17 protein-coding genes are annotated in these 16,622 nt (G+C 63.6%); 9 read left to right on the forward strand and 8 right to left on the reverse strand.

Annotation, left to right across the window (positions count from 1 at the left end; translation table 11 throughout):
- Position 1: 1 nt before the first annotated feature.
- The 4 genes from C8348_RS08295 to C8348_RS08310 are packed head-to-tail and all read right to left on the reverse strand — an operon-like array spanning position 2 to position 2,908.
- Complete coding sequence (locus C8348_RS08295; protein WP_106752821.1) at positions 2–373, reverse strand: helix-turn-helix domain-containing protein; 372 nt, start codon at positions 371–373, stop codon at positions 2–4.
- 14 nt (positions 374–387) lie between these two features.
- Positions 388–969, reverse strand: a complete 582-nt coding sequence (locus C8348_RS08300; RefSeq protein WP_106752822.1) for a Smr/MutS family protein — start codon at positions 967–969, stop codon at positions 388–390.
- Positions 966–2,186 carry a murein transglycosylase A gene (gene mltA, locus C8348_RS08305; RefSeq protein ID WP_106752823.1) on the reverse strand — a complete coding sequence of 407 codons (1,221 nt, stop codon included), beginning with the start codon at positions 2,184–2,186 and terminating at the stop codon, positions 966–968. Before mltA ends, C8348_RS08300 begins: the two co-directional genes overlap by 4 nt.
- Positions 2,183–2,908, reverse strand: a complete 726-nt coding sequence (locus tag C8348_RS08310) for a Tim44/TimA family putative adaptor protein (protein WP_106752824.1) — start codon at positions 2,906–2,908, stop codon at positions 2,183–2,185. Before C8348_RS08310 ends, mltA begins: the two co-directional genes overlap by 4 nt.
- A gap of 215 nt (positions 2,909–3,123) precedes the next feature.
- Between C8348_RS08310 and C8348_RS08315 the strand changes: the two genes are divergently transcribed.
- The 3 genes from C8348_RS08315 to polA all read left to right on the forward strand — a co-directional run bounded on the left by C8348_RS08315 (position 3,124) and on the right by polA (position 7,869).
- The gene (locus tag C8348_RS08315; protein ID WP_106752825.1) at positions 3,124–3,633 is read left to right on the forward strand and encodes an FxsA family protein; all 510 of its coding nucleotides are present in this window, start codon (positions 3,124–3,126) and stop codon (positions 3,631–3,633) included.
- A gap of 129 nt (positions 3,634–3,762) precedes the next feature.
- Positions 3,763–4,803, forward strand: coding sequence for an acyltransferase family protein (locus C8348_RS08320; RefSeq protein ID WP_106752826.1), 1,041 nt, complete (start codon positions 3,763–3,765; stop codon positions 4,801–4,803).
- A 63-nt stretch (positions 4,804–4,866) separates the two neighbouring features.
- A complete protein-coding gene (polA, locus tag C8348_RS08325; protein WP_106752827.1) occupies positions 4,867–7,869 on the forward strand; it encodes a DNA polymerase I in 3,003 nt (1,000 codons plus the stop codon).
- 17 nt (positions 7,870–7,886) lie between these two features.
- On the opposite strand, the gene C8348_RS08330 is transcribed toward polA, so the two are convergent.
- Complete coding sequence (locus C8348_RS08330) at positions 7,887–8,846, reverse strand: methylated-DNA--[protein]-cysteine S-methyltransferase (protein ID WP_106752828.1); 960 nt, start codon at positions 8,844–8,846, stop codon at positions 7,887–7,889.
- 85 nt (positions 8,847–8,931) lie between these two features.
- Positions 8,932–10,380, reverse strand: coding sequence for an aminotransferase class V-fold PLP-dependent enzyme (locus C8348_RS08335; RefSeq protein WP_425270812.1), 1,449 nt, complete (start codon positions 10,378–10,380; stop codon positions 8,932–8,934).
- Between the two features lie 119 nt (positions 10,381–10,499).
- Here C8348_RS08335 and C8348_RS08340 point away from each other — a divergent pair, with 119 nt between their 5' ends.
- Complete coding sequence (locus C8348_RS08340) at positions 10,500–10,970, forward strand: Lrp/AsnC family transcriptional regulator (protein WP_106752829.1); 471 nt, start codon at positions 10,500–10,502, stop codon at positions 10,968–10,970.
- Between the two features lie 142 nt (positions 10,971–11,112).
- Positions 11,113–12,540 (forward strand): cell envelope integrity protein CreD, encoded by a 1,428-nt coding sequence (gene creD / locus C8348_RS08345; protein WP_106752830.1) that lies wholly within the window; start codon positions 11,113–11,115, stop codon positions 12,538–12,540.
- A 19-nt stretch (positions 12,541–12,559) separates the two neighbouring features.
- Here the strand turns inward: creD and pyrF are convergent, their stop codons facing one another.
- Positions 12,560–13,288, reverse strand: coding sequence for an orotidine-5'-phosphate decarboxylase (pyrF, locus tag C8348_RS08350; protein ID WP_106752831.1), 729 nt, complete (start codon positions 13,286–13,288; stop codon positions 12,560–12,562).
- Positions 13,289–13,518: 230 nt separating this feature from the next.
- Between pyrF and hisB the strand changes: the two genes are divergently transcribed.
- Genes hisB through hisA form a run of 4 tightly spaced genes read left to right on the forward strand, consistent with a single transcriptional unit; the run spans position 13,519 to position 16,034 of the window.
- Positions 13,519–14,112 (forward strand): imidazoleglycerol-phosphate dehydratase HisB, encoded by a 594-nt coding sequence (gene hisB / locus C8348_RS08355; protein WP_106752832.1) that lies wholly within the window; start codon positions 13,519–13,521, stop codon positions 14,110–14,112.
- A gap of 12 nt (positions 14,113–14,124) precedes the next feature.
- A complete protein-coding gene (locus tag C8348_RS08360; RefSeq protein ID WP_106752833.1) occupies positions 14,125–14,625 on the forward strand; it encodes a DUF2628 domain-containing protein in 501 nt (166 codons plus the stop codon).
- The gene (gene hisH / locus C8348_RS08365) at positions 14,622–15,275 is read left to right on the forward strand and encodes an imidazole glycerol phosphate synthase subunit HisH (RefSeq protein ID WP_106752834.1); all 654 of its coding nucleotides are present in this window, start codon (positions 14,622–14,624) and stop codon (positions 15,273–15,275) included. The genes C8348_RS08360 and hisH overlap by 4 nt, the downstream gene beginning before the upstream one ends.
- A gap of 21 nt (positions 15,276–15,296) precedes the next feature.
- Positions 15,297–16,034, forward strand: coding sequence for a 1-(5-phosphoribosyl)-5-[(5-phosphoribosylamino)methylideneamino]imidazole-4-carboxamide isomerase (gene hisA, locus C8348_RS08370; RefSeq protein ID WP_106752835.1), 738 nt, complete (start codon positions 15,297–15,299; stop codon positions 16,032–16,034).
- 141 nt (positions 16,035–16,175) lie between these two features.
- Here hisA and C8348_RS08375 read toward each other — a convergent pair whose 3' ends face one another.
- Complete coding sequence (locus C8348_RS08375) at positions 16,176–16,532, reverse strand: DUF3800 domain-containing protein (RefSeq protein WP_106752836.1); 357 nt, start codon at positions 16,530–16,532, stop codon at positions 16,176–16,178.
- Between the last annotated feature and the right edge of the window lie 90 nt (positions 16,533–16,622).

A 16,622-nucleotide genomic window follows, 5' to 3' on the forward strand; every position in this document is an offset into this window, starting at 1 on the left:
GCTAGACATTGTCGCGGGCGGCCACGACCCGAAGCTGATGCAGCAGATGATCAAGCGACTCCGCGCTGAGGCCGCCGATCTTGCGCTCCAGCAGATTGGTCAGCTCGGTTGCCCGCGGATCCAGGCCGGAAGTATCCAGCGTCACCTTCGGGTCCGACATCTCGGCAAGGCGCTGGATCTCCTCCGCTTCATCCCAGATCACATTGAAATAAGTGATGATGCGTTGCACGAGAAACCAGGTCGGCTTGCCACGCTTGCCATGTTCCAGTGCGGACAGATAGGCGCTGGAGACCGACAGTCCCGCTGCCATCTCCTTCAGCGAGACACCGCGCTTGGCGCGCATCTCCCGCAGTTTTGCCCCAAGCGGCGTCATGCCTGCCCCTCTTGCTAGTTGTCCCTCGCCTTGCGCAGGCGCACATAGAGGGCACCGGACCCGCCATGGGTCAGATGCGCTTCCTCAAATCCGAGAACGATGGTCCTGAGGTCGGCCATGGCCAGCCATTGCGGCACGACACGGCGCAGGATGCCGCGCTCATCCATGTATGCCGCCATCGATCCTGCCCCACCCTTGCCGGTGATCACCAACACGAATGTATAGCCTTGCCGTTGTGCGAAATGCAGGAAAGACCGCAACCGGTCATGCGCCTGATGCTGGGTCAGGCCATGCAGGTCGATGCGCGCATCAATGTTGCGTTGCCCGCGGACGACCTTCTGCCGTACCCGGCGCTCGATCGGCGCCAGCGGCGGCGGTCCCTTCGGCTGCGGCGCCGGCCGCATCGCGGTTTCAGTTGCCGGCGGTGTCTTGGAGGCCGCAACGTCCTCGGCAGTCAGGGGCGGCGGCGGTGCCGCCGTTTCCTCCGGGGTCCAGATTGTTGACTTCAGAGGCGTGGCGCTTGCTGCCACTTTGGACCAAAGTTCGCGCTCCTCGCCGGTCAGATTGCGCGGACCGCGGCGACGCCCTCCGCTCACGACCCCTGCCCCAGAAGATGTGCCAGCTTTCGTGGCCACAGCAGCGTCATTGAAGCAGGATGCCGCACGGCGCCAGCTATCGTCCCGGCTTTTGCCCCTGACCCGATGAACAGGTCGCCCCGCGCCTGGCCCTTGATCGCAGAGCCGGTATCATCAACGATCATCAACCGTTGCCAGCGTGGGTCAGTGAGGCCCGAGCCGGCCAGATCAGCGTCGACAAAGACGGGCATGCCGTAAGTGTGCAGGGAATGGTCCATCGCAATGCTGCGCCCTGCCACCAATGGCACACCGGCCGCACCAATCGGACCCTGGCCTGGATCAATGTCCTCAATGGCTCTGAAAAAGATGAAGGAGCGGTTGTGGGCAAATAGCCAGTCCATCCGCTGCGGATTGCGCTGGAGCCAGCCGCGCAAGCCCGTCATGGTGAAGTCTTCCGGCGTGCCTTCGCCCGCCTGGACCAGCACCCGGCCAATCGCCGTATAAGGGTGCCCCGTCTTGCCGGCATAGCCGACACGTATCACGGAGCCATCCTCGAGGCGGACGCGGGCCGAGCCCTGCACATGCACGAAAAAAGCATCGACCGGGCTTCTCAGCCAGATCAGCTCGAGATCCTTGCCCTCAAGCGCGCCTTTCATGATTGAGGGGCGGTCAGGCAGGACCTCGAACGCCTTGCCACGTCTGATGCCATGGCTGATATCAGCCGGCCAGCCTTTCGGCCGGTTCTTGTCCGTTACAAGGGTCAGCCCTTGCGGGGCCCTGTAGAGTGGCGTCGCATAGACTTCCGACGGCTTGCGGGAGCCGTCGACTTCAGGTTCATAGTATCCAGTGACAAATCCGGAAGCGACAATCCGCGCCGGGACGAAAGCGCGCTCGAAAAAGGCACGCGCATCCGAATTCGATGCAGCATCTGGTGCGTCTTTGCAGATCTGCTTCAGCTCTGCCAGAACTTCGCGCTGGCTCTGACTGGTTGATGGAACGCCTGTCCGGGTGTCATCGCGGCTGTTGCAAAAGCGCCGAAAGGCGGAGAGGGCTGCCAGGTGGTCATCCCGATCCCAGCCCGAAATCTCGGCAAACGACCCGGCAGCAAGGCGTGATGTCAGATCGTCGGACACGGACGCTGTCTTCCCCGGCTTTGCAAATGCGCCGCCCGGAGCAAAGCCCTGGGCGGCGGTCAGAAGGATCAACAGGGCGCCGACGCGCCGGAGCGCTCGGCTCATTCCGCCGATTCGGTGGCAACCAGCTTCCAGTTCGGATCACGGGTGCTGGTGTCACGCGCGAAGGTCCAGATGTCGACAACTTCGCTGACTTTCGCCGGGTCGCCGTCGATCACATGACCATCCCGGTCGCGGGTGGCAGAAATCAGCTCGCTCTGAAGCCGCACGGTCACCTGAGCCGTAGTTCCCTTAAGGGCAGCTTCGACGATTTCGGCCTTGTTGATGCCGACAAACGTCGATTCCACCGTTTCGCCGCGCGTTTCCCGGTCATTGATCGCCGTGACAAATCCGTCGAATACATCCTTCGACAGCAGTTGCTTCAATGTCTTGCGATCCCCTTCGGCGAAGGCTGTCACGATCATCTCGTAGGCGCCGCGCGCGCCTTGCAGGAACTGCTCTGGCTCGAAGCTCCGGTCAGCCGAAAGAATCTGGCGCAGCGCTGCGTTCAACGCGGTTCCAGACGGCGCGACCTTGTCGAGAACGACCTCGCCAGACGCCGGTTCATCACCAGCCGTACCGGTGGGCGTACCGGGCAACGGAATGACATTGTCACGCTGTGCGGGAGCTTTTTCCCGGTCTTCGCGGTCCTGGGCCGGCTTGGAATAGGGATCGAACGGCGGCCGCTCATTGCCCGTCCGCTTGCCAAGGACTGATCGCAGCTTGAAGAACACGAACACAGCCAGTGCCAGGAGGATGATGTTGTAGATGTCCAGAACGTCGCTCATGGGTGCTACCGGCTTTTGATCCCTGGCCTGATGTCCGGATGCTGTCGGCGCACCCCGGATCCACCGGTCAGGTTCCTTTGAATGTAGGGGTTCTTGAACCAGCATCCAGTGCCAAGAGCAAGGCGATTGTTGGACGCCCCCGGCAAGATACTCGCAATCCCGTTCAAGGCACCTTATCTTGGGCGGGTTAGCCAACAGTCAACGTCAGGTATTTCGTGGCCTTTCTGGTTCTTGCCGGTCTCATCCTTCTCCCGCTTGCGGAGATCGCGGTCTTCATCATGATCGGCGAGGAAATCGGCGTCTTGCCGACAATCCTGCTGACCGTCGCCACCGCCATCGCCGGAACGGCCATGCTGCGGCACCAGGGCCTGTCGCTTGTCCGCAAGATGCAGGGCGAGCTGGACGCTGGCCGGGTGCCGGGCGAGGAAATGATGCATGGTGTGCTGATGGTCACCGCCAGTATTCTGCTGCTCCTGCCCGGGTTCCTGACCGATACCATCGGTCTCCTGCTTTTCCTTCCGCCACTGAGGGCGCTTCTGGTCCGGCGCATGGCAAGCCGGGCCACCATCATTGCCGCCAAGCGCTCTGGCACCCGCGGGCCAACGGTCGTGGATCTGGATGCGGAAGACTGGCACCGGGAAGCGTCGCAAACTGCTGACACCCCCGGTGGATCCAAGCGTCCCGCCCTGGAGAGCCCTTGGAAAGACACCGGTGACAAGCCGTAACGAGACCCGGCGCTTCACAGTCTTGTGATTGCTGCGTTGCAAGAGTTGTCGGAATTACCAGCATTCTTAACCGACAGCGTCGCCAATGCACGTTAAGGTTGACTTATGGCAGCCGGCAGTTTCTCCCCTATGCACCCAACCGTTCCTGCGCGTCTCGACTGGATCGATCACGCGAAGGGCATCTGCATCATACTCGTGGTGATGATGCACAGTGTATTTGGCATGGAGCTTGCCGCCGGCGAAACCGGCTGGATGCACCCTGTCGTGCAGTTTGCCGCGCCGTTCCGCATGCCTGATTTCTTCCTGATTTCAGGCCTGTTTGTCGCCAATGTGCTGGACCGCGACTGGCGGCTGTATCTTGACAGGAAGGTCGTTCATTTCCTTTATTTCTACGTCCTGTGGCTGACGATCCAGTTCGCAGTCAAGGCGCCGGGCATGGTCGCTGAACTGGGTGTCGAGGCAACAGCTGGCGAGTATCTTCTTGCTTTCGTTCAGCCGTTTGGCACGCTGTGGTTCATCTACCTTCTGGCGATCTTCTTTGTCGTGACAAAAATATTGCACGGCCTGAAGGTTCCGTGGCAACTGACCCTTTTCCTTGCTGCAGTGTTGCAGATCGCTCCTGTCGAGACCGGGGTGTATATCCTCGACTATTTTGCTGATCGATTCGTCTTCTTCTTTGCGGGATATGTGTTTGCGCCGCGCCTGTTTGCGCTTGCCGCCCTGGCTGCAGAAAAGCGTTCCGCAGCACTGGGCGCTATCGCCATCTGGGCCTGCCTGAACGGAGCTGCAGTTGCCACCGGCAGCTATCCCCTTCCCGGCCTGTCTCTGGCACTGGGCGCGGCCGGCGGCGTTGCCGTGGTTCTTGTCTCAAGTCTCCTCGCCTCGTCCGGCCACCTTTCCTGGTTGCGTTGGATGGGCGCACATTCGATCGTCATCTACCTCGCCTTCTTTTTCCCGATGGCGGTGGCCCGTCTGCTGCTTCCCAAGCTTGGCCTGTTTGATACGGGCACGATGTCCTTGCTGGTCACGTTTGCCGCTGTGAGCGGACCGGTTGTCCTCTATCTGGCAATTGAGCGAACCGGCCTCGGCTGGTTCTTGTTCAGACGGCCGGCCTGGGCCCATATTGCCCGGCCAGCAGCGACCAAACAGGCCGGACAAGCAGCAGAATAGGCGACCAGCCAGGCCATTGCTGCGGACGCACATTCACCCTTTCTTCCTCCGGGCCAAGCGGGCATGATCCGCGCCATGTCGAACGATGCTTCCCCCCCCGCGCTCACCGCTGACGACCACCTCATTCTGGTCGACGGTTCCACCTTCATTTTCCGCGCCTATCACGCGCTGCCACCCCTGACGCGCAAGTCGGACGGGCTGCCAGTTGGCGCGGTCTCCGGCTTCTGCAACATGCTGTGGAAGCTCTTGACCGAAGGCCTGACGCCGGAAAAGGGCGACGAGCCGACCCACTTTGCCGTCATTTTCGACCATTCGTCCAAGACGTTCCGGAGTGATATCTATCCGGACTACAAGGCCCAACGCCCGGCACCGCCGGAAGATCTGATCCCGCAGTTTGGCCTGATCCGCACGGCCACCCGTGCCTTCAATGTGCCGTCGATCGAGCAGGAAGGGTTTGAAGCTGACGACCTGATCGCCACTTATGCCCGCCAGGCGGCGGAGATGGGCGCGCGCGTCACCATCGTGTCCGGTGACAAGGACCTGATGCAGTTGATCGGTCCCCGCGTTGGCATGATCGACACAATGAAGAACAAGATCATCGGCGAACCGGAGGTGTTCGAGAAATTCGGCGTCGGTCCGGACAAGGTGATCGAGGTCCAGTCGCTCGCCGGCGACAGCGTCGACAATGTCCCGGGTGTTCCCGGCATCGGGCTCAAGACGGCGGCGCAGCTCATTCTCGAGTTCGGCGATCTGGAGACGCTGCTTGCCAACGCGCACACCATCAAGCAGACCAAGCGCCGCGAAAACCTGATCGAATTTGCCGAACAGGCCCGCATTTCCAAACAGCTGGTGACGCTGAAGACCGATGTGCCGGTCCTCATTCCTGTAACGGATCTGGCCGTTGAGCCGGTCAATGGTCCGCAGGCTGTGGGTTTTCTCAAGGCGATGCAGTTCACCACCCTCACCCGCCGTGTCGCCGATGCGACAGGGGCCGAGGTTGCCAACATCGAACCGTCCGAGTTCGAGATTGCCGGCTGGCATACACCCGATGCGAAGGGCCGCCAGATGGAGCGCGGCGAGACTGTTGCACCGGTTGATATCTCGGAAGGCTCAAGTGGTAGTCGTTCGGTCGCCACACCAGCTGACGCCACCGCCGGTCTGATGACGGCGCAGGCCCTTGCCGAAGGCCGACAGAACGAGGCGCGCAGTCTCAAGATCGACCACGCAACCTATGAGACCGTCCGCGATCTCGACCGGCTGAAGGCCTGGGTCGCCGAAGCCATGGAAGCTGGTCTCGTCGCCTTCGACACTGAGACCACCTCGCTGGATGCCATGCAGGCAAGCCTCGTCGGCGTGTCGTTGGCAACACGGCCCGGCCGGGCCTGCTACGTGCCGCTTGGCCATGTCGACGGCGAAGGCGACCTGCTCGGTGGCGGCGGTCTGGTTCCCGGCCAGATCCCGCTGCGCGAGGCCCTGGGCGTCCTCAAGCCGCTGCTGGAGGACGCCGGCGTCCTCAAGATCGGCCAGAACCTCAAATATGACTATCTCCTGATGCTGCGCTACGGCGTTGCCATCGGCCCGCTCGACGACACCATGCTTCTGTCCTACGCGCTGGACGCGGGCAAGGGCGGCAACGGCATGGACGAGCTGTCCGACCGCTGGCTCGGGCACACGCCGATTTCCTTCAAGGACGTGGCCGGCTCGGGCAAGTCGATGATCACCTTCGACAAGGTGGCGATCGACAAGGCGACGGCCTATGCCGCCGAAGATGCGGACGTGACCTTGCGGCTCTGGCGCGTGCTGAAGCCGCGTCTGGCATCTGAGGCCATGGCCACGGTTTACGAGACGCTGGAGCGGCCGATGGTGCCGGTGCTGGCCCGCATGGAGCGGCGCGGCATTTCCATCGACCGGCAGATGCTGTCGCGCCTGTCCGGTGAGTTCGCGCAAGGCATGGCCGCTGTCGAGGCGGAGATCTATGCCCTGGCCGGCGAGACGTTCAACATCGGCTCACCGAAACAGCTGGGTGACATCCTGTTCGGGCGGATGGGCCTGCCCGGCGGCAAGAAAACCAAGACCGGCGCATGGTCTACCGCCGTTTCCGTGCTGGATGATCTCGCAGCAGAAGGCCACGAACTGCCGGTGAAAATCGTCGAGTGGCGCCAGCTCGCCAAGCTGAAGTCCACCTACACCGACGCGTTGCCCGGCTACATTCATCCCGAGACAAAGCGCGTCCACACATCCTATTCGCTGGCCTCGACCACGACGGGGCGTCTGTCCTCGTCGGAGCCAAACCTGCAGAACATTCCGGTCCGCACTGAAGCCGGCCGCAAGATCCGCAAGGCGTTCGTGGCGGACAAGGGCCGCAAGCTGATCTCGGCCGATTACAGCCAGATCGAGCTGCGCGTGCTGGCCCATATCGCCGATATCCCGCAGCTGAAGAAGGCCTTCGCCGACGGGCTGGACATTCACGCCATGACGGCGAGCGAGATGTTCGGCGTGCCGGTGAAGGACATGGACCCGATGGTCCGCCGCCGCGCCAAGGCGATCAATTTCGGCATCATCTATGGCATCTCGGCCTTTGGCCTTGCCGCCCAGCTCGGCATCTCGCGCGGCGAGGCGAGCGACTACATCAAGATGTATTTCCAGCGTTTCCCCGGCATCCGCGACTACATGGAAGCGGTGAAGCGGGAAGTGCACGACAAGGGCTATGTCACCACCATCTTCGGTCGCAAGGCGCACTATCCGGACGTGAACACGTCAAATCCGTCGATGCGCGCCTTCTTCGAGCGCGCGGCAATCAACGCGCCGATCCAGGGATCGGCCGCTGATATCCTGCGCCGGGCGATGGTGCGGATGGAGGGCGCGCTCGCCGCTGCCAACTCGTCTGCCGACATGCTGCTGCAGGTTCACGATGAACTCATCTTCGAGGTGGATGAGGCCGGCGTCGATCAGGCCATTCCGGTCATCCGCCATGTGATGGAGACAGCCTGCGAACCATCCCTCCGCCTGACAGTGCCGCTGCAGGTTGATGCCCGCGCTGCTGATACCTGGGACGAAGCGCATTGAACTGGTCAGAACCCGGTTCAGCCCATCTGTAGCACCGGCCCCGTCAGGCCGGCTTCCCAGCCGAGGATCGCGCGCTTGCGGGTCAGGCCCCAGTGGTAGCCGCAGAGCCCGCCGGTGCGGCCCAGCACCCGGTGGCAGGGCACGACGAAGGAGATCGGGTTGCGCCCGACCGCTGTGCCCACCGCCCGCGCCGCGCTGGGCTTGCCGAGGCTGCGGGCGATGTCGGAATAGGTGCTGGCCCGGCCCATCGGGATCTTCAGCAGCGTCTGCCACACCCGGATCTCGAAATCGGTGCCGATGAAGACGACATTGAGCGGCGTGTCGGACGCCCAGGCCGAGGGATCGAACACCCGCACGGCATAGGGCAGCGTTGCCTCCTGATCAGCGACGAAACTGGCGGCCGGCCAACGGCTGCTCATGTCCTCGAAGGCTGACGTTTCCTCTCCCGGATCGGCAAAGGCAAGGCCCGCGAGTCCCCGCTCGGTGATCATCAGCAGCACCTGGCCAAAGGGGCAAGGGTGGAAGCCGTAGCGGATGGTGACGCCGGCGCCGCGGCCGCGGTAGTCGCCCGGTGTCATCGCCTCATGCGTCACGAACAGGTCGTGCAGCCGGGCGGGACCGGACAGGCCGACCTCGTAGGACGTGTCGAGGATGCTCGCCGCATCGCGCAGCAGCGCGCGGGCGTGGTCGAGCGTGATCGCCTGGACGAACTGCTTTGGTGTCAGCCCGGCCCAGCGCGAGAACACACGCTGAAGCTGGATCGGTTGCAGGCCCACCTGCCGCGCCAGATCATCGAGCTGCGGCTGGTCGCGCCAGGTCTCGGTGATGCGCTCCAGCGTTTCGCGCACGACCTGATAGTCCCGTGCCGCATCCTCGCCGGTGGCGATGGCAGGGATCAGCTCGGCGCTGACCGCGTTCGCGCGGGCGGTCGCCAGATCGGTGGCGGCAAACAGGTCGGACTGGGAGGCATTGGCCATCTGGATCACTCGGCAAGGTCGGGCATTGGATACTGCCTGACCTTACCCCGCCCTGCCCCGGTTCAGCCACCCGATATGCGAGGGCTCAACCGGCCTTGCGGAACCGCGCGGTGCGCGGATCGCCGACATAGAGCTTGGCCAGTTCCTGGCCGTCGCGGGCGAGCTGCGCCACGCACTCATGAATGAAGCGCGCGGTGGCATCGTCCATCAGGTAGCTGAAGTTGAGCCGTGTCCAGCCCGGCTTCTCCATCTCCTCGCCGGCCTGGATCGAAGCACGAAGTTCTTCCGAGCGTGTCTGGTCAATGCCGAGCAGCCGGTGTGCATAGGGTCCGGCGCAGGCGCAGCCGCCGCGCGCCTGGATGCCGTGGAAATCCGACAGCATCCGCGTGAACAGCTGCGGATGCACCCGGTTGCCGGCCGCGTCCTCGATCTGGAAGGCGAAGATCGGCAGCCGGTCCTGCTTGTCGCCTGCGAGGATCTTCAGGCTCGGGTGTCCGGCCCAGGCCTCGAATGCCATCCGGGCGAGGGCCTTGTCGCGGGAGAGGATGAAGTCCTCGCCGACCGTGTCCTTGATCAGGAAGGCAAGGCCGGCGCGGATGTCACCGACGACATTCGGCGTGCCGGCTTCCTCACGGGCCGCCAGCGAGGCGGAATAGTCATGCGCCCAGGGCGAGACGAAGGCAACGGTGCCGCCGCCCGGCCAGGTCGGCTTCACCGCCCGGACGGCCGAATTGCGGATGATCAGGACGCCTGAGGCGCCCGGTCCGCCGGGGAACTTGTGCGGCGAAACGACGACCGCATCCCTGGCGCAGTCACTGCCGGAGTTCATGCGGATCGGCAGATAGGGGCCGCCGCCGGCATAGTCCCACAGCGCCAGCGCCCCGTGTGCCTTGAGCAGCCGGGTCACTGCGTCCACATCGGTCAGGAGACCGGTGACGTTGGAGGCGGCGGAGAAGGCGCCGATGACGAGGGGGCGGCCGGCCAGACGGATCAGCTCGGCCTGAAGCTGCGCCATGTCGGGGCCGCCCTCGGCAGCCTCGGCAATCTCGATCACCTCGGCACCGCTCTCGCGCCAGGGCAGGATGTTGGAATGATGCTCGTAGGGACCGATCAGGACGGCTGCCCGGTCGTCGCCTGTCGTGCCGTGATGGCCCGTGACGCCGAACAGGCTGGCCGCCCGGTTGATCGCCGCCGTCGCGCCCGAGCCGGTGAAGATGACGGTGCAGTCCTCACCAGCCCCGGTAACCTCGGCGATCAGGGCCCGCGCCTCGCGCCGCAGCTGCGTCATGCGCGCGCCGCACCAGGACGCTTCCGTGTGGCTGTTGGCGTAATAGGGCAGCACCTCGGCGAGGATGAACTCTTCCACTTGCCGCAGGGCCCGGCCGGATGCGGTGTAGTCCGCATAGACCAGCTTGCGCGACCCGAACGCGCCTTCGATCTCGATGCCTTCGCCGATCAATCCCGCGCGCAAGGTCTCAACGAGCGACGCGTTTGCGGCCAGGTGGTCACGGAAATCGGCAAGGGACATCGGCATGGCGGGTATCCTGCAAAAGAGCGAATGCGCAAGAATTTATGCGAAAGCGCTTGAGAGAAATTCCAAAGTTTCACACTGTATGGATCACTCACGTTGATTTTGTTCGAGAAGACGCCGCAATGATTGACCAGTTCAACAAGGCCATCCTGAAGGCGCTGCAGCAGGACGGCAGCCTGACCCAGCGCGAGCTGTCGGAAAAGGTTCACCTGTCGCCCAACGCCTGCTGGAACCGCATCCAGACGATGAAGAAGGACGGGGTGATCACCGGCCAGACCGTGCAGCTCGACCGCACACGTCTCGGGCTTGATCTGGTGGTCTTCGCCATGATCCGCACCCGGCATCACTCGGCCGAATGGCTCGAGACCTTCCGCCGCCACGTGCAGACCATTCCGGAGGTGATCGACTTCTTCCGCATTGGCGGGGACTACGACTACCTGCTCAAGGTCGTCACCCGGGACATGGCCAGTTACGACGCGGTCTATCGCCGCCTGATCGCCGGGGTCGAACTGGACAGTGTGACGTCTTATTTTGCGATGGAAGCCATCGAGGAACAGCGGCCCTTGCCGATCCAGGAAACGCGCGAACGGTAAACTGGGCAGAAATCGTGATCCCGGTCACACATGTCCAAAAGGGTCACAGCGCCGCCGCGAAGAATTCTCCAAACCATCATCTGAAACGCCAAGATCAGGCGCCTGATCATACTGCACTTCCATTTCGAGAAGGCTTTTGATCATGACGTTTGCGCAATTCTGCATGGCCCTGCTCGGCGCATTGCGCCGGGTTCTGGCGTCACCGGCTTTCAAGGCCGGTATCATTTCAGTCCTGACCCTGTTTCTGCTCATTCCAACCGTGATGGTGTCCAGCCTCGTTGACGAGCGGCAATTCCGGGCCCGCGATGTGGCCGAGGACATCGCGGCCGGCTGGGGTCGCAAGCAGACAGTCGTCGGCCCGGTTCTGGTGTCCTATTTCATCGAGGAGGTGCCTCGGGAGGAGACCGTGAACGGCGAAGTGCGCCGCCGCACGGAACGATACAGGCGCTGGGCCGTGTCTTTGCCAAGTGACCTCGACATCCGTGCGAAGATCGCAACGGAAGACCGCAAGCTGTCGCTCTACAGCCTGCCGGTTTACCGTGCCGACATTCGCCTCACCGGTCACTTCGCGCCGATCACGGCGGACAGGGTACCGCCCCGCCACGGCGGCCAGGTTCGGGCGTCGGATGAACAGCCGCGTGTGATCGCGTCTTTGAGCGAGCTTCGTTCCGTCAAGTCGGAAATTCTCCTGATCGTAGATGGTGGCAAGCCGCGCGCCTTCGAACCGGGGACTGCCGGCACGGGCCTGCCCGGCAACACGGGCTATGCGATCAACAGCACCGTGACGCCGGCTGAAGCCGCCGGTGGCTTCGGCTTCGAGATCCCGATCGTGCTGAACGGGTCGAGCGCCTTCCATGTTGCGCCGATGGGACGGACAACGCAGGTGAACCTCACGTCGAACTGGCCGCATCCTGGCTTTGCCGGTGGCCTGCTGCCGGATCAGCGCGAGATCACGGCGGACGGGTTCACTGCCAGCTGGTCGCTGCCGAACCTCGCCCGCGGTCTGCCCGATGTCGAGTTCGATGGCAGGCTGCCGTTCGAGCTGGGTACGCTTGGCGTCAACCTCGTGCAGCAGGTCGATCTTTATCAGACCATCGACCGGTCGGTGAAATACGCGATCTTCTTCATCACTCTCACCTTCCTCGCCGTGTTTCTGATCGAAATGCGGGCGCCGGGGCGCGTGCACTGGACCCAGTATGGCCTGACAGGCCTGGCGCTGGTCGTGTTCTATGTGATGCTGCTCGCGCTGGCCGAACACGTCGGCTACGACATTGCCTATCTGGCGGCATCCACTGCGGTGACCCTGCTCATTGCGGTCTACATCGGGCTGTTGGTTGCCAGCCGCCGGGCTGGCCTCATCATGGGTCTGGTGCTCGCCAGCGTTTACGGCACGCTTTACCTGCTGATGCGCGAGGAAGACTATGCCCTGCTGGTCGGTTCGTTCATCGCCTTTGCGGCCATTGCCGTGACCATGTTCGCAACCCGCAAGCTGGACTGGTCAGGTGCAGGGCCGGCACAAGATCCGACCTTGAGCCGTGATGCAGGCACGATGGCAGAGACCCGCACCTGAGTCTCATTGGTCCTGAAGATCAGAGCGCCGAGGCAATCTCTTCGACGATGGCCTCGGCGGCCCGGCGTGGATCGGCAGCCCGGCTGATCGGACGGCCGATGACGAGATAGTCGGACCCCGCGCGGATCGCGTCCGCCGGGGTCATCACGCGCTTCTGGTCGCCGTGGTCGCTGCCGGCGGGGCGCACGCCCGGCGTCACGATCACCAGTTCCTCGCCAACCAGCGGCCGCACCAGCGGCGCTTCCAGCGGCGAACAGACGAGGCCACCCATTCCGGCGGCACGGGCATCGGCGGCCCGGCTGGTGACGAGATCGCGCACCGGCTTGCCGTAGCCGGCGGCAGTCACGTCCGCCTCGTCCATCGAGGTGAGCACGGTGACGCCGAGCAGGCAGAGGTCGGTGACGCCGGTGTCCTCAAGCGCGGTCACGGCGGCGCGCATGGTCTTCGGATAGGCATGCAGCGTGACGAAGCGCACGCCCATGCGGGCGATGTTGCGCACGGCGCTGGCAATGGTGTTGTCGATGTCGAGCAGCTTCACATCGAGGAACACGTCGATGCCCTCGCCTGCCAGTTCGCGGGCCAGCTCCAGTCCGCCGGCAAACTGCAGCTCCATCCCGATCTTGTACACGCCGACCGCTCCCTTGGTCGCCGCGATCAAGTCCCGCGCCTCGGCAACTGTCGGCACGTCCAGGGGCAGCACGAGCCGGCCGGTGGCAGACTGCGGGGCAAAGGGACTGCGGCGCGTCATGGGAGGCTCCATTTGACAGGGCGGTGGCACGTTTGGTGTGGCGGTCTAGTACCAGCAGCCCTCTCATTCCGCCAGTCGTTTGCGTGCAGCAGCAAGGAAAGCAAGCCGGTCCTTTCCGGTTCTTGCGGCCAATGGACCGGTCAGTCCATTTTTGTTTCAATGGCTTCCCGCGCCTGCTAAAACACCGCGGTTTCGCCGGTGCTCCTCACCGGCCGAGGGAAGGACGACAGATGCGCACAGCGACGATCTCGCGCAACACCAAGGAAACCCGCATCGAGGTGGAGATCAACCTGGACGGCACCGGCGCCTATGACGTGGCGACGGGCGTCGGTTTCTTTGACCATATGCTGGAACAGCTTGCGCGACATTCGCTGATCGACATCAAGATCCGCGCCGAAGGCGACACCCACATTGATTTTCATCACACGGTCGAGGATGTCGGCATCGCGCTCGGTCAGGCGCTGTCGCGGGCGCTGGGCGACATGTCCGGCATCACCCGCTATGCCGACACCCATCTGGCCATGGACGAGGCGCTGACCCGCTGCGCGCTGGATGTGTCGGGCCGGCCCTTCCTGGTCTGGCAGGTCGAGTTCCCGCGCCCGAAGGTCGGGGACTTCGACACGGAACTGTTCGAGGAGTTCTTCCGCGCTTTTGCCATCAATGCCGGGATCACCCTGCATATCGCCAATCTCTACGGCTCCAACTGCCACCATATCGCCGAAACCTGCTTCAAGGCGGTGGCCCGGACCCTGCGCAAGGCCATCGAGGTCGATCCGCGCCAGGCTGGCCGCGTTCCCACCACCAAGGGCCAGCTCGGCGGCTGAACGAGGCGAGACATGAGCGTTTACATGGTGATGCTTCCGCCCGAGGCGGATGCGGTCGCGCCGTCAGGCCTGCCGTCGCCGCGTGCGGCAGAGCGGGTTGCGTTCGTGCGCGACGGGTTTTCGGCCCCGGCCTTCGTCTTTTCCGGGCTCTGGATGCTGTGGAACCGGCTTTGGCTGCCGTTTCTCGGGTATCTGGTGCTGACGCTGGGCCTGGAACTCGGTACGCTGGCGCTCGGCAACTCCGTTCCTGGCATTGCGGCCTTCTGTGCCAGCCTGCTGATCGGCTTCGAGGCCGGCACCCTGCGCCGCTGGCAGCTTGAGCGGCGCGGCTACCGCTTTGCTGCGGTCGTGGCGGCAGACACCGCCGAGGAAGCCGAGATCCGTTACTTCATGGGCACGCAGACCCCGCGTCCCGTTTCCCCCCGCCCGTCTGCGCCTGCCGGCGGCATCGTTCCGCGCATCGGCACCCAGCCGGTCGTTGGTCTCACGCTTGGCCAGGGAGGCATCCGTTGAGCGTTGCCATCATCGATTACGGCTCCGGCAACCTGCGCTCCGCCGCCAAGGCCTTCGAGCGCGCGGCCCGTGAGCATGCGCACGTACCGGATGTGTTCGTCACCGCCGACCCCGACCGGGTCGCGAAGGCGGACCGCATCGTGCTGCCGGGCGTTGGCGCCTATGCCGACTGCCGCCGAGGTCTCGACGCCGTCTCCGGCATGACCGAGGCGCTGGAAGACGCCGTCCGCAGCAAGGGGCGGCCGTTCCTCGGCATTTGCGTCGGCATGCAGCTCATGGCCTCGCGCGGGCTCGAGTTCGAGACCGTGGCCGGCCTCGACTGGATCCCGGGCGATGTCGTGGCCATGCAGCCCTCAGACCCGGCGCTCAAGATCCCGCATATGGGCTGGAACACGATTGCCGTTCGTCCGCAGAGCCATCCGGTTCTCAAGGGTCTCGATGTTGGCCCCGATGGCCTGCACGCCTATTTCGTCCACTCGTTCCATTTCGCCTGCACGAAGGACGAGCATCGGCTGGCCACTTTCGATTACGCCGGCACCTTCACCGCCATGGTGGCACGCGACAACATGGTGGGCACGCAGTTCCACCCGGAAAAGAGCCAGCGGCTTGGCCTCGGCCTGATCGCCAATTTCCTGGACTGGGCGCCCTGAGCGGCGCGGGAGCACGACAGAATGATTCTCTTCCCCGCCATTGACCTCAAGGACGGCCAGTGCGTTCGCCTGAAGCTCGGCGACATGAACGAGGCCACCGTCTTCAACGACAACCCCGGCGCCCAGGCCAAGACCTTCGAGGACCAGGGCTTCGAATGGCTGCATGTGGTCGACCTCAACGGCGCCTTTGCCGGCGAGAGCCGCAATGGCGCCGCCGTGGATGCCATTCTGGCTTCAACGAAAAACCCGGTGCAGCTGGGCGGCGGCATCCGCACGCTGGCCCATGTCGAGGCCTGGCTTGCCAAGGGCATCGCCCGCGTCATCCTCGGCACGGTGGCCGTGCGTGATCCGGAGCTGGTCAAGGCGGCCTGCAAGGCCTTTCCGGGCAAGGTTGCCGTCGGCATCGACGCCCGCGGTGGCCATGTGGCCGTCGAGGGCTGGGCCGAGACTTCGGAACTCACCGCCGTCGATCTCGCCCGCCGCTTCGAGGACGCCGGCGTGTCGGCGATCATCTACACCGACATCGACCGCGACGGCGTGCTGAAGGGCCTCAACATCCCTTCGACGCTGGAACTCGCCCGCGCAGTCTCGATCCCCGTGATCGCCTCGGGCGGGCTTGCCTCCATCGACGACATCCATCGCCTGCTGGAACCCGATTGCGCGATCCTTGAGGGCGCGATCTCCGGCCGCGCGCTCTATGACGGCCGGCTCGACCCGGCCGAGGCGATGCGTTTGATCCGCGCGGCAAGGGAAAGCTGAAGCAGATGAAGGGGTTGGAACTGTTTGCTTAAGCCTATGAAAAGTCTTGACAAAATCTGAAAACTCCTTATCTTCGATGCAAATGGATTGGGGGTTCCCGGTCGGCGTCAGGCTCTGGAGTAATCCGGGGCCTTTCGCTTTTCAGGCGAAGATTCCACGTCCCTTCGCACCCAGGGATATGCCGCCGATCATCTTTTGGGACAGGATCTCGAAGGCCCGGTTCGGCTGATCCTTGCGGAAAACGCTGAGGGCCAGGGGCCGGGCGGTGAGATCGGCAATCTGTAGACCCGTTGAATTGGATTTCTTGTCGAGAAAAATCATCTCAAAGCCGGGCATTGGTTTCCGGATCTGATTGTCTCCGGCAATGATCCGGCGAAAGGCCAGTTCCAGCTCCTGATCCTCACGTGCCCCGCGCTTCTCGAAGATGAAGAACGTCCGCCTGCCGGCTTCCTTCTTCGCCTCACTGCTGTCCGGTTTAAGTTTCTGGACAAGGTGCATGACATTGATTCTACTCGTGTTCAGGCGTTTAGCGACGGTCTGGACACGGGCAGGAGGTCAATGTCATGCGTCATGAGAATAGCGTGTTTC

Source organism: Pannonibacter carbonis (assembly GCF_003012935.1).
Classification (GTDB): domain Bacteria; phylum Pseudomonadota; class Alphaproteobacteria; order Rhizobiales; family Stappiaceae; genus Pannonibacter; species Pannonibacter carbonis.

Bases quoted from the DNA above. Each gene is read 5' to 3' on its own strand.
- C8348_RS08295 (WP_106752821.1), bottom strand. From the start codon at position 373: ATGACGCCGCTTGGGGCAAAACTGCGGGAGATGCGCGCCAAGCGCGGT.
- C8348_RS08340 (WP_106752829.1), top strand. From the start codon at position 10,500: ATGATTGACCAGTTCAACAAGGCCATCCTGAAGGCGCTGCAGCAGGAC.
- hisA (WP_106752835.1), top strand. From the start codon at position 15,297: ATGATTCTCTTCCCCGCCATTGACCTCAAGGACGGCCAGTGCGTTCGC.
- creD (WP_106752830.1), top strand. From the start codon at position 11,113: ATGACGTTTGCGCAATTCTGCATGGCCCTGCTCGGCGCATTGCGCCGG.
- hisB (WP_106752832.1), top strand. From the start codon at position 13,519: ATGCGCACAGCGACGATCTCGCGCAACACCAAGGAAACCCGCATCGAG.
- pyrF (WP_106752831.1), bottom strand. From the start codon at position 13,288: ATGACGCGCCGCAGTCCCTTTGCCCCGCAGTCTGCCACCGGCCGGCTC.
- C8348_RS08360 (WP_106752833.1), top strand. From the start codon at position 14,125: ATGAGCGTTTACATGGTGATGCTTCCGCCCGAGGCGGATGCGGTCGCG.
- polA (WP_106752827.1), top strand. From the start codon at position 4,867: ATGATCCGCGCCATGTCGAACGATGCTTCCCCCCCCGCGCTCACCGCT.
- C8348_RS08375 (WP_106752836.1), bottom strand. From the start codon at position 16,532: ATGCACCTTGTCCAGAAACTTAAACCGGACAGCAGTGAGGCGAAGAAG.
- C8348_RS08310 (WP_106752824.1), bottom strand. From the start codon at position 2,908: ATGAGCGACGTTCTGGACATCTACAACATCATCCTCCTGGCACTGGCT.
- C8348_RS08330 (WP_106752828.1), bottom strand. From the start codon at position 8,846: ATGGCCAATGCCTCCCAGTCCGACCTGTTTGCCGCCACCGATCTGGCG.
- C8348_RS08335 (WP_425270812.1), bottom strand. From the start codon at position 10,380: ATGCCGATGTCCCTTGCCGATTTCCGTGACCACCTGGCCGCAAACGCG.
- mltA (WP_106752823.1), bottom strand. From the start codon at position 2,186: ATGAGCCGAGCGCTCCGGCGCGTCGGCGCCCTGTTGATCCTTCTGACC.
- C8348_RS08320 (WP_106752826.1), top strand. From the start codon at position 3,763: ATGCACCCAACCGTTCCTGCGCGTCTCGACTGGATCGATCACGCGAAG.